The sequence below is a fragment of the Janthinobacterium sp. TND4EL3 genome, from assembly GCF_900156175.1.
Taxonomy (GTDB): Bacteria; Pseudomonadota; Gammaproteobacteria; order Burkholderiales; family Burkholderiaceae_D; genus Janthinobacterium.
This window is the reverse complement of record NZ_FTMV01000004.1, coordinates 58,901-70,494: the sequence shown is the minus strand read 5'-3', so window position 1 is coordinate 70,494 and position 11,594 is coordinate 58,901. Positions and strand designations below refer to the sequence as shown.

Annotated in this window: 12 protein-coding genes and 1 pseudogene; 6 read left to right on the top strand and 7 right to left on the bottom strand. The window is 63.5% G+C overall.

Annotated elements, in window-relative coordinates:
* Positions 1-11: 11 nt before the first annotated feature.
* The 3 genes from BXA07_RS08470 to BXA07_RS08460 form a co-directional block, all read right to left on the bottom strand.
* Positions 12-797, bottom strand: coding sequence for a hypothetical protein (locus BXA07_RS08470; protein WP_076567276.1), 786 nt, complete (start codon positions 795-797; stop codon positions 12-14).
* A complete protein-coding gene (locus BXA07_RS08465; RefSeq protein ID WP_076567275.1) occupies positions 787-1,299 on the bottom strand; it encodes a hypothetical protein in 513 nt (170 codons plus the stop codon). The genes BXA07_RS08470 and BXA07_RS08465 overlap by 11 nt, the downstream gene beginning before the upstream one ends.
* A gap of 99 nt (positions 1,300-1,398) precedes the next feature.
* Entirely contained in the window at positions 1,399-1,692 is a 294-nt protein-coding gene (locus tag BXA07_RS08460; RefSeq protein ID WP_010395442.1) for a DnaJ domain-containing protein, read from the bottom strand.
* A 162-nt stretch (positions 1,693-1,854) separates the two neighbouring features.
* Here BXA07_RS08460 and BXA07_RS08455 point away from each other — a divergent pair, with 162 nt between their 5' ends.
* The 4 genes and pseudogenes from BXA07_RS08455 to BXA07_RS08445 all read left to right on the top strand — a co-directional run bounded on the left by BXA07_RS08455 (position 1,855) and on the right by BXA07_RS08445 (position 6,870).
* Positions 1,855-3,621, top strand: a complete 1,767-nt coding sequence (locus tag BXA07_RS08455) for a glutamine--tRNA ligase/YqeY domain fusion protein (protein ID WP_076567273.1) — start codon at positions 1,855-1,857, stop codon at positions 3,619-3,621.
* 153 nt (positions 3,622-3,774) lie between these two features.
* Positions 3,775-3,918, top strand: a pseudogene (locus tag BXA07_RS30070) (IS1595 family transposase); the annotation flags it as partial.
* Positions 3,919-4,113: 195 nt separating this feature from the next.
* On the top strand, positions 4,114-5,955 hold the full coding sequence (locus BXA07_RS08450; RefSeq protein WP_244556225.1) for a sensor histidine kinase: 1,842 nt from the start codon (positions 4,114-4,116) through the stop codon (positions 5,953-5,955).
* Between the two features lie 198 nt (positions 5,956-6,153).
* Positions 6,154-6,870 carry a glycine-rich domain-containing protein gene (locus BXA07_RS08445; RefSeq protein WP_076567272.1) on the top strand — a complete coding sequence of 239 codons (717 nt, stop codon included), beginning with the start codon at positions 6,154-6,156 and terminating at the stop codon, positions 6,868-6,870.
* 88 nt (positions 6,871-6,958) lie between these two features.
* Here BXA07_RS08445 and BXA07_RS08440 read toward each other — a convergent pair whose 3' ends face one another.
* The 4 genes from BXA07_RS08440 to BXA07_RS08425 all read right to left on the bottom strand — a co-directional run bounded on the left by BXA07_RS08440 (position 6,959) and on the right by BXA07_RS08425 (position 9,163).
* Entirely contained in the window at positions 6,959-7,198 is a 240-nt protein-coding gene (locus BXA07_RS08440) for a hypothetical protein (RefSeq protein WP_029496207.1), read from the bottom strand.
* 242 nt (positions 7,199-7,440) lie between these two features.
* A complete protein-coding gene (locus BXA07_RS08435) occupies positions 7,441-7,710 on the bottom strand; it encodes a hypothetical protein (RefSeq protein ID WP_076567671.1) in 270 nt (89 codons plus the stop codon).
* 190 nt (positions 7,711-7,900) lie between these two features.
* Positions 7,901-8,161, bottom strand: a complete 261-nt coding sequence (locus BXA07_RS08430) for a hypothetical protein (protein WP_076567270.1) — start codon at positions 8,159-8,161, stop codon at positions 7,901-7,903.
* 84 nt (positions 8,162-8,245) lie between these two features.
* The gene (locus BXA07_RS08425; protein WP_076567269.1) at positions 8,246-9,163 is read right to left on the bottom strand and encodes an NAD-dependent epimerase/dehydratase family protein; all 918 of its coding nucleotides are present in this window, start codon (positions 9,161-9,163) and stop codon (positions 8,246-8,248) included.
* A 12-nt stretch (positions 9,164-9,175) separates the two neighbouring features.
* Here BXA07_RS08425 and BXA07_RS08420 point away from each other — a divergent pair, with 12 nt between their 5' ends.
* Positions 9,176-10,201 carry a CDP-6-deoxy-delta-3,4-glucoseen reductase gene (locus BXA07_RS08420; RefSeq protein WP_076567267.1) on the top strand — a complete coding sequence of 342 codons (1,026 nt, stop codon included), beginning with the start codon at positions 9,176-9,178 and terminating at the stop codon, positions 10,199-10,201.
* Positions 10,202-10,285: 84 nt separating this feature from the next.
* On the top strand, positions 10,286-11,557 hold the full coding sequence (locus BXA07_RS08415; protein ID WP_076567266.1) for an MFS transporter: 1,272 nt from the start codon (positions 10,286-10,288) through the stop codon (positions 11,555-11,557).
* Positions 11,558-11,594 lie beyond the last annotated feature (37 nt).

Below are 11,594 nucleotides of genomic sequence, written 5' to 3'. Positions count from 1 at the left end.
CCCTGCTTTCATTACGAGAAAATGCCCGTGCCCAGGCTGCGGCGCGTGCTGGAACGCGGCGCGCTGCGCGTGCTCGGTACTTGCTTGCGCAGGCGGTACAGCAATTCCTTGGTACTGCGCTGCAACATGGTCGGCTCTTCGTCCGGGTCGTCCGAGTATTCCGCGTCGGCCAGGTCGGCGCTGTGGCGGAAGTCGGGGAACAGCTCGAACAGCGAGCGGTCCCAGCCGTCTTCATTGGCTTGCGCCAGCTCGATGGCCAGCGGCACGACGTCGTTGTCGGACGAGGTCACGCCCGTCACGTACGGTCCCTTGATGACGATCTCGCCCGCCACTTCGAGGATTTCCTTCGGCGCCATCGAGAACAGGATGGCGAACGCCGTGGCGCCCCAGTCGGTGGCGGACGCTTCGAGCAGCAGCTCGCGGCGACGCTCGGCGTCGTCGGTGGAAAACACGACGCCGTGGATGTGCGCGAACAGCGCTTCGGCGATGCGTTCCGGATCATCCTCGATCTGGTCGTCGCTCCAGGTGGCGGCGATGAAGGCCAGGCTGTCGGCCCACGCCTTCGGCGGCACCAGCAGGGTGGCCAGCGACATCTTGCCGCCGTCGAAACCGGCCAGGTGCAGGGCCGTCACTTGCGGCGGGATGGCGCTCAGCACTTCCACCACGGCAAGATCGCCGTACTGGTCGGCAGCGTCGGCGAACGCCTGCTCGGCGTGGCCCAGCGAACCGGACAGCACCAGTTCCGTGACCTGCTTCGTCAGCGCGGGCAGGTTGCTTTTTTGTTCATTATCGGCCATGGTCATCTCCATCCTGGTCAAACATCTGGGCGAAATCGTCGGTGGCTTCGTCTTCGTCATGCTCGTCGTCGCCGTCGTCATTGGCGGCCAGCTGGTCGAGCGACTGGTCGTCGTCGTCCCACAGGCGCGGATTCTTGTGCAGGAAGGCCGTGATGATGGCCTGGCGCGCCAGGTCGGGGAAGCTCTCTTCGATGGCGGCGTACATCTTCGCCGCTTCCGGCGCGGCGCACGTCGCCATGGAAAACACGCGGGACGGGTCGCCGAACTCGTAGTCTTCGCTTTCGGCCAGCAAGCCTTTCGGGTCGCTGAAGGTGATGTGATCGACCAGCGCGAAGGCCAGCATGTTCACGTCTTCGATGCCGCCGCCGCTGGCGTACTCGCCGACCAGCGCGTCGACCATGCTCTTGTAGTTCTTGCGGTTCGGCGGGTCGCCGAGGATGCCGTCGATCTGGCCTTCCAGCTCGCGCGACTGGTACGCGAATTCAGGGTGTACTCTTCTCATGCTGTGCTTTCCAATGTGATGCGCGGCGCTGTTACTTTAAAAGCGCCGTTGTTGTTGTTTTTAAAATCATTCAGGCTGACCGGACGGCCGCCAGCGTGCTTAGTCGGCCGGCAGTACAGTGCCATGCAGGCGGAACACGCCGCACCACAGGGCATAGGCTTCCGCTTCCGGATCGATGATGATGCGGTGGTTGACGCTCTGGTCGTATTCGGCGCGCTTGGCCGGGTCGGCCAGGATTTCATACGCCTTGGTCACGCTCTTGAAGCGCGCCTCGGCGCCGGGGGCCTGGTTGCGGTCGGGGTGGAAGCGCATGGCCAGCGAACGGTAAACTTTCTTGATTTCATCGTCGCTGGCATTGGGCGCGACACCGAGGACGTTATACAAATTTTCCATAAATGGCTCCGGGGTCACGTTTTGTTTGCTAATTAAAGGCGAATTATCCTATAGAACGGCGCCCGCGTCGCTTGCATGCTGGGAAATGGGGGCAAATACGTGCTTATAAAGCGCTTGCGGTACGGTAAAATGCTCTTTACTGTCACTCTTCCGCATTGATCAATGAGCAACGATAAACCGAATACCGCCGCGCCAGCGCTGGCGCCCAATTTCTTGCGTAACATCATCGAAGCCGACCTGGCTGCCGGCACCCACGTGCGTCCCGGCCTGCCCCAGGTGATCACGCGTTTCCCGCCGGAACCGAACGGCTACCTGCACGTGGGCCACGCCAAGTCGATCTGCGTCAACTTCGGCCTGGCGCGCGACTACGCCGGCCAGTGCAACCTGCGCTTCGACGACACCAACCCGGCCAAGGAAGAGCAGGAATACGTCGACACCATCATGGACAGCGTGAAATGGCTGGGCTTTGACTGGGAACCGAAGACGGCCGATGGCCAGAGCCACCTGCACTACGCAAGCGACTATTTCGACCAGCTGTATGCGATGGCCGAGTACCTGATCACGGCCGGCTTTGCCTATGTGGACAGCCAGAGCGCCGAAGACATGGCCGCCAACCGGGGCAATTTCGGCCAGGCCGGCAAGAATTCGCCGTTCCGCGACCGTCCGCGCGACGAATCGCTGGCCCTGTTCCGCGCCATGAAGGCGGGCCAGTTCAAGGATGGCGAGCACATCCTGCGCGCGAAGATCAGCGAAGATGCCATGAGTTCGCCGAACATGAACTTGCGCGATCCGGCCATCTACCGCATCCGCCACGCGCATCACCACCGCACGGGCGACGCCTGGTGCATCTATCCGATGTACGACTACACGCACCCGATCTCGGACGCGCTGGAAAACATCACGCATTCGATCTGCACGCTGGAATTCCAGGACCACCGCCCGTTCTACGACTGGCTGCTGGAAACCCTGGCCGCCGGCGGCTTCTTCCAGCAACCCGTGCCGCACCAGTTCGAATTCTCGCGCCTGAACCTGACCTACATCGTCACCAGCAAGCGCAAGCTGCGCCAGCTGGTGGAAGAGCAGATCGTCGACGGCTGGGACGACCCCCGCATGCCGACCCTGGTGGGCATGCGCCGCCGCGGCTATACGCCGGAAGCGATTCAATTGATGTGCGAACGCACGGGCGTGACGAAATCGGACGGCTGGATCGACTACAGCGTGCTCGAAGGCTGCTTGCGCGAAGACCTGGACCCGAAGGCGCCCCGCACGGTGGCCGTGCTGCGTCCGTTGAAGTTGATTATCGACAACTTCCCCGAAAACGAGAGCGTCGAGTGCACGGCGCCCGTGCATCCGCACTTCCCGGAACGGGGCTTGCGCACCTTCCCCATCTCGCGCGAGCTGTGGATCGAGGAAGACGACTTCATGGAAGTGCCGAACAAGGGCTATTTCCGCCTGTATCCGCCCATCGACGACAAGCCGGGCAGCAAGGTCCGCCTGCGCTACGGCTACGTGATCGAGTGCACGGGCTTTGACAAGGATGAAAACGGTAAAGTCATCGCCGTGCATTGCACCTACTTCCCTGACAGCAAGTCGGGCACGGAAGGCAGCGCCAACTACAAGGTCAAGGGCAATATGCACTGGATCAGCGCGCCGACGGCGATTGCCGCCGAAGTACGCCTGTACGACCGCCTGTTTACGGACCCGCAGCCGGACGCGGGCGGCAAGGACTTCAAGCTGGCCCTGAATCCGCTGGCCAAGGAAGTGGTGCAGGCATGGCTGGAACCGGGCGCGGAACTGGCCCAGCCGGAACAGCGCTTCCAGTTCGAGCGCCACGGCTACTTCGCGGCCGACCGGGTCGACAGCCAGCCGGGCAAGCCCGTCTTCAACCGCATCGTCACGCTGAAAGACAGCTGGCAGCCCGCGAAATAAGGGCTGGACGGCACACGAAAAAACCGCTGCGGCGGTTTTTTTTTGGCTCTGTCACCGTTAAGTAGGGGATTTCCAGGAATCTTGCTCTGCCCCGGCTGCCTGACGGTGCATAGCAGGCCAACCGTAGCCATCCATGCAGCCAGCCGAATGGGCCAGGCCGTCAACTTGCGCGCCGGCATCCGTGTGCGGGGCGCCACCCATGTACGGAACGTCAACATCTATTCCAGGCGCATCCGCTCACCGCAAGCGTTATTGAAAGCAACGCTGGGAGCATTCCCACACCTGACGGTGACATAGCTTTTTTTCGCCGCGCCAGAATGGCTCCCCGCCGGATGTGTCCCTATGAAAAGTATTGCCTGTTGACTATATTTGCGATAATTTTGTATATTAGGCAGCTATTGAGCAATTTGCAATGTCGATAGTGCTTGTACAACGCAGTCCAGCCCCTGCCGCCCAGGCGGCACCCGATTCCTTCTCCTGATGCGGATGGCGATGTCCTCTACTGCTGGTGAACAACAGTTATCGCTGGAAAAAAGGCCGTTGTGGCTGCTCGGCTTCGCACTGTCACTGATGGTCGGCTTGCTGTTCTACATGGCCGCCTCGCTGTCGATCGAAAGCGATGCCAGCGAACTGTTCAACAATCTGGCGCGCACTACCCGGCAAAACATCGAATCGCGCGTCAAGTCCTATGCCAACCTGCTGCGCGGCGCGGCCAGCCTGTTCCGCGCCAACGAACACGTGAGCCGCGAGCAATTCCACCGCTATGTGGCGAACATGGGCTTGCAGCAAAACTATCCGGGCGTAATGAATCTCAATTACAGCCAGGAACTGGACGAGGCCCAGCGCCCCGCCTTTGAAGCGGCCATGCGGCGCGACTATCCGCCCGGGCGCGACGGCTATCCCGCGTTTGCCATCCATCCCTCGCCGCCCCGCGAACACTATTCCGTGCTGGTCTACATCGAACCGATCGCCAGCGCCGCGGACAAATACGGCCACGACATCGCCGCGCGCCCCCTGATCGCCGAAGCGCTGGCGCAGTCGCGCGATTCCGGCCGCATCAGCAATTCCGGCGTGCCCGTGCCCATGGATGGCCGGCCCCAGCTGACGGGCATGGCCATGCGCATGCCCGTCTACCGGCTCGGCATGCCGACCGACACCGTGGCGCAGCGGCGCGCGGCCCACCTCGGCTCCGTCGGCATCGGCTACGACCTGGTGACGATGGTGCGCAGCGCACTGGCCGACATGCCGGTACGCAATGTCCGCCTGACCCTGTTCGACGTCGGGCCGCAAGCGACGCAAGCGCTGGACCTGCCGCACGACATGCGCCCCATCTTCGACAGCACGACGGCGGGACTGCACGCGCCGTGGTGGCAGCCAGGCAACTCGGGGCGCTACCTGAGCAGCACAATGTTGATTGAATACAATGGCCGCGTATGGCAAGCGCTGTTCAGCGTGCGCAAGAGCGACCTGTATACGCGCTTCGACGCCTTCCTGCCGTGGCTGGCCCTGCTGACGGGCTTCGCCAGCGCCATGTTGCTGTACATTCTGTTCCATACGCTGGCGTCGTCGCGCCGGCGCGCCATCCAGATGGCGAACGGCATGACGGAAGAATTGCGGGCCAGCCAGATCCGCCTGCAACTGTCGCACCAGAAACTGCGCCGCCTGGCGGCCCACGCCGACCAGATCAAGGAAGAGGAGCGCAAGCGCATCGCGCGCGAAATCCATGACGACCTGGGGCAGAACCTGCTGGTGCTGCGCATCGACGCCGACATGCTGGCCTCGCGCACGCAGCGGCGCCACCCGCGCCTGAACGCCCGCGCCCGTTCGACCCTGGCGCAGATCGACGCCACCATCAAGAGCGTGCGGCAGATCATCAACGACTTGCGTCCTACCGTGCTCGACCTGGGGGTGAACGCGGCCGTCGAATGGCAGGTGGCGCAGTTCCGCCAGCGCACGGGCATCGCCTGCGAAGTGAGCGAAAGCCATGACGATATCTGCCTGAGCGACCAGTGCGCGACGGCCCTGTTCCGCATCCTGCAAGAATCACTGAGCAACATTTCCCAGCATGCCAATGCCAGCCGCGTGCAAGTCAAGCTGGAGAAGTGCCGCGATACCGTTTCGCTGAGCGTGAGCGACAACGGCGTGGGTGCGGCCATCGACGGACGCAACAAGCTGGGCTCGTTCGGCCTGGTTGGCATCGAAGAGCGGATAAAATTGCTTGGCGGCACGTTCTACATCGTCAGCAGTCCCGGCGCCGGCATGAGCGTGCACGTCAGCGTGCCGCTGGGCGCCGATGCGACCCGTTTCCCCTACCAGGACGAGGCCAGTGCCTGAGGGCGCGGCGCCCGGCCTGGAAGCGGACCGGGCTTGCGTATTTTGTGTTTAGGTGCAATATTGATGTAGAACAACTCTCATTGCCTGCCGCTTACTGCCCAGGCGCCCTTCCACCTGCCAAGGAGTCCACGCCACCAGCCAGCACCTTCCTTTTCCCCGCCGTTTCCCCCACCCTGCTCTTTACATACAAGGATACTCATGGATACGAACGACAGTTTCAAGGCTATAGCGGATTTGAATTTGGACGCGATCAAGGTCAAGCTGATGCACCGGGAATCGGGCGAAGGATGGAGCCTGGAGAAGGCCAATGCGGTGGAATTCGAGTACCGGCGCTTCCTCATCCTGATGAAGCAGTTTCCCCAGGAAGAGACGGCGCCGCTGATGGATGTCGACACGTTCTGGCATTACCACATCCTCGACACCCTGAAATATGCGGCCGATTGCGAACAGATATTCGGCTATTTCCTCCACCACTTCCCCTACATCGGCCTGCGCGGCGAAGACGACGAAGCGGCGCACCACCGCGTGGGCGAGCGCATGAAACAATTGTACGAGCAGACGTTCGGTGAAGATTACCTACGCGCAGAGACAGCGTATTCGGGGCGCGCCGTACAGGCGGCGTATTCGGGCCGGGCCGTCAAGACGGCGTTTTCCAGCGCAGCCGTGCAGGCGACCGCGTATTCGGGCCGTGCCGTGCAGCAGACAGCGTATTCGGGAAGGGCGGTACAGGCCGCGTTTTCCAGTGCAGCGGTGCAAGCGACGGCGTATTCGGGCCGCGCCACCGGTGCTGCCATGACCGCATTTTCCAGCGCACCGGGCGCATCGGCCGCAGGGCTCGCCGAGTCGTCCGCGACCGGCCTGGAAATGGGGCGATTCTATACTGATCGCCCGGCGCTGAGTCCGGACGCGCAATAGAAGACAGGAAAGACAGATTTGGCTGCCGCACGCGGCAAGCCTGACTTGCGCAGACGGCACCTCTCAGTTTGCCGTCTGTCGGGCGCTCTTAGGCAGCCATCAACTCGCGCAGTTCACGAATGCTGAAATCGCTGATTTCATGCATGCGGATAAGGATCGTGGCGCCAATCGGCAAGGTGTTGTGACGAATCTTGCTGATGACAGGCGGCGCCACTTCCAGCGCGCGCGACAGGGCGGCATCATTTTTCAGCTGCAGCTTGTCGATGATCGCATCGAGGACGCGATTCGGGTTGTAGGTAGGCAAAGAGGTAATTTGTTTGAGAGACATGATCGAAAATCCGTACTTGTTGTATTAGTGCCAAAAGAAACCGAATGTCTCTTCTGCAATAATTCAGGGTAAACACACTAAAAAGCGCCATCACTTATGCGGTATTAATCCCGCAAACAATATAATACACGCTATTGTTGATTTTTGCTTAACTTAAAGCAAAATTGTGATAATTGAAGAGAATTGACGCACTTGGAATGTGCTAGAGGATAACTCAAAATGGAAAAATTTGCTGCAAGTCATCAATTATTACAATGAGAAATGCCGCTATGCATGAGCCAGACAATGGTCATCAAGGTGCCCAGGCGGGCCATATCGGCTGACAAGCGCCAGCCTTGCGCGGCCAGGCCGGCCGCCGTGGCCGTCCCCGCGGCGTCCAGGCCGGCCCTGGCGCGGCACCAGGCCAGCTGGCGGCGGATTTCATCGGGCGGCGGCGGCGGCTGCAGTGCATGTTCGCGGCGCCGCATGTAGGCGCGCACCTGCTCCTTGCTGGGATGGCTCATGACAGGCATGGCATGCTCCTGCGGACCGGGCATGTCGTCGCGCAAACTCCACTATTGCCCGGCCCGCCATAGATCGGCGACATGCGTGACGACATTGCTCACCATATCGCCACTGCGCCATGGCGCGTTTGCGCTGCATCAATGGCAACGCCTTGCGCCCACGCCCGCCTGCGGCGCCCTGGCGTCCGGCGGCGCGTCCCTACTTCTTTTGCTGGCGCACGCGCTGCTGCTGCTTTTCCTGCGTCTGCTGGCGGTTCTGCTTGCGCTCGAACAGGGTCACGGCATCTTTCTTGGCGTTCTCTGCGGTGCGCATGGCCTCGTGCGCGTCGTGCGGCACGAAAAACTCGGCGTCCTGTGCCGCCACGACCAGCTTGATGGCGGCGTCGTCGTCGAGGTCATACAATTCCGTCAGGACGGTAGTAACCTCGTCCAGGTATTGTTCGTAAGTGAGGGTGGTCATGCTGGCTTCCTTAAATGAATGGCGCGCGGCAGGAATGGCGCGCGGCGCGCCGGTTCCTGAAAAGTGCGGAGATAACCGGCCATTTTACCCGATGCCGGCCCCGCTGGCTGCCATCGCCCGCAAGGCGTCGGCCACGCGCCGGTAGCGCAGGCGCACGCCGAGCTCGCGCCTGATGCGCGTATTGTCCATGCGGCGCGACTCGGACATGAACGACAGCAGCATCGGCGTGACCACTTGCTGCAGCTGCGCGCGCGGCAGGCGCGGCGGACGCGGCAAGGCAAACGCGTCGGCCACGGCATCGAAATAGTCCGCCATTTTCAGTTCGCTGTTGTCGCTGGCGTGATACACGCGGCCCGGCTTGCCCCGCCACAGGGCCCGCTCGATGATGCGCGCCAGGTCATCCGCATGGATGTGATTGGTGTACACATCGTCGCCGGCCGCCAGCGCCGGCGTGCCCTCGTGCAAACGCTTCAGGGGCAGCCGGTCTTGCGCGTAGATGCCGGGCACGCGCAGGATGGCCAGGCGCCCCTGGCGGCGCGCATTCCAGCCCCGCAAGACCTGTTCGGCATCCACGCGCCGCTTCGCCCGCGCATTGGCTGGCGCCACGGGCCGGGTTTCCGCCACCGTGGCGCCGCCGCAATCGCCATACACGCCGCTGGTGCTCACGTACACCAGGCGCGCGCGCTCGGGTAAAATGGCGGCCAGATTGCGCGTGCGCCGGTCCAGCAAGCCCGCCGACTGGGGCGGCGCCAGGTGCACCACGTACGGCGCCAGTCCGGCCAGCCGCCGCAGGCTGGCGCGGTCGTCGAGATTGGCCACGATGGGCACGGCGCCGGCCGCGCGCAGCTGCGCGCAGCGGGCCGGCTGGCTGGTGACGGCAAAGACGCGAAAACGCGCGCGCAGCAGGGGCAGCAGCCGCATGCCGACATCGCCGCAACCGAGGATCAGCAGACGCGGCAGGCCCACCGGCTTGCGCAAAGAGTGCATTAACATATTTTTCATCTCAAGGATTGTATGACTTTTCAAGTTACTGTTCAGCCCAGCGGCCACCAATTCAGCTGCGAGGCGGACGAAACCGTGCTGGCCGCGGCCATCCGCGCCGGCGTGGGCTTGCCCTACGGTTGCAAAAATGGCGCCTGCGGCTCGTGCAAGGGCAAGGTCGTTTCCGGCACCGTCCAGCACAAGGCGCACCAGCAGCGCGCGCTGACGCCGGAAGAGGAAGCGGCCGGCTTTTCCCTGTTCTGCTGCGCCACAGCAAACGCCGACCTCGTCATCGAGGCGCGCGAAGTGGCCGGCAGCAGCGACTATCCGATCAAGAAAATGCCGTCGCGCGTGACGACGATAGAAAAAGTCGCCCCCGATGTCGTCGTGCTGACCCTGCAGCTGCCCGCCAGCGAGCGCCTGAACTACCGTGCCGGACAGTATATCGAATTCATGTTGCGTGATGGCAAGCGCCGCTCGTACAGCATGGCCAATGCGCCCGCGGACGGCGGCCCCGTGACGCTGCACATCCGCCACCTGCCCGGCGGCCTGTTCACCGACCAGGTATTTGGCACGCTGAAGGAGCGCGACATCCTGCGCTTCGAAGGCCCGATGGGCACCTTCTTCCTGCGCGAGGACTCCGACAAGCCCGTCGTGCTGCTGGCTTCGGGCACGGGTTTTGCCCCCTTGAAAGCCATCGTCGAGCACATGATCAGCGAGCGCTCCCCGCGCCCGATCACCCTGTACTGGGGCGGCCGCCGCCCGCAAGACCTGTACATGGACGCGCTGTGCCGCCAGTGGGCCGCCGACTTGCCGCAGTTCACCTATGTGCCCGTCGTTTCGGACGCCCTGCCGGAAGACGCGTGGAGCGGCCGCACGGGCTTCGTGCACCAGGCCGTCATGGCCGACCTGCCCGACCTGTCCGGCCACCAGGTATATGCCTGCGGCGCGCCCGTGATGGTCGATTCGGCCAGGCATGACTTCGTGCAGCAATGCGGCTTGCCGGAAGACGAGTTCTACGCCGACGCCTTCACCACCGAAGCCGACCTGGCCAGGTAAGCGCCCCATCCAGACAGCGGGCGCTGCTGTGGCGGCCTCCGCTTTGTTCGCCGCCCTGCCACCCCGCTGTTTCCTGGAAATGTCATGTCTCTCGCCTCCGCCGGCAACGGCTTCCATATTCTGCGCCACCGCAACTTCGCCTGCTACCTGTCCGCCCGCGTGCTGGGCACGGTGGCCGTGCAGATGCAAAGCGTGGCCATCGGCTGGCAGGTGTACCAGATCACGGGCAGCCTGTTCGACCTGGGCCTGATCGGCTTGGCCCAGTTCGCCCCCTTCCTCGTGCTCATCTTGCCCGCCGGCCACGTAGCCGACCGCCACAACCGCCGCAACATCATCGCCTGGTGCCTGACGGCCCAGCTGGCCTGCGCGCTGGCCCTGCTGGCATTTACATTAAGCAATCTTTCCATCGTCTGGCCCGTGTTTGCCGTGCTGGTGCTGTTCGGCAGCGCGCGTGCCTTCATGATGCCGGCAACGCAAGCCGTGCTGGTCAACATGGTGCCGACGCAGCACTTCAGCCGCGCCCTCGCGCTCAGTTCGTCGACCTCGCACGTGGCCATCATCCTGGGCCCCACCCTGGGCGGCTTGCTGTATTACTTCGGCCCCAAGGTCGTGTATCTGATCTCGTCGGCGCTGCTGGTGCTGTCCGTGCTGCTGATGCGCGCCACCACGCCGGCGCCGCAAGTGGTCAACCGCGCACCCGCCAGCTGGCACACCCTGCTCGAAGGCTTGCGTTTCGTCTGGTCGAAACCCATCGTGCTGGGCGCCATTTCGCTCGACCTGTTTGCCGTGCTGTTCGGCGGCGCCACGGCCCTGCTGCCGGCGCTCGCGCATGACGTGCTGCACATCGGCCCCGGCGGACTGGGCCTGCTGCGCACGGCCCCGGGCGCGGGCGCGGCCCTGTGCTCGATCGCGCTGGCCTTCTTCCCCATCACGCGCCGCGTGGGCGCCTGGATGTTCGGCGGCGTGGCCGTCTTCGGCCTGGGCACGCTGGTGCTGGGCAGCACCAGCTATTTCCCGCTGGCCCTGGCGGCCCTGCTCCTGATGGGCGCCGGCGACATGGTCAGCGTCTACATCCGCCACCTGCTGGTGCAGTTCGAGACGCCCGACGAAATCCGCGGCAGGGTCAGCGCCGTCAATGCCGTCTTCATCGGCGCCTCGAACGAGCTGGGCGAATTCGAATCGGGCCTGACGGCCGGCTGGTTCGGCCTCGTGCGCGCCGTGCTCTTCGGCGGCGCCGCCACCCTGGCCGTGACGGGCGTGTGGGCCGTGCTGTTTCCCGTGCTGTCGCGCATGGACCGCTTCCCCCACCATGAGAAGGAAGCGGCCTCACGGACGGCCACCGCGGCAAGCCCATAGGGACTAAGATGCGCTATTGCCACTGACTAGACCGCAC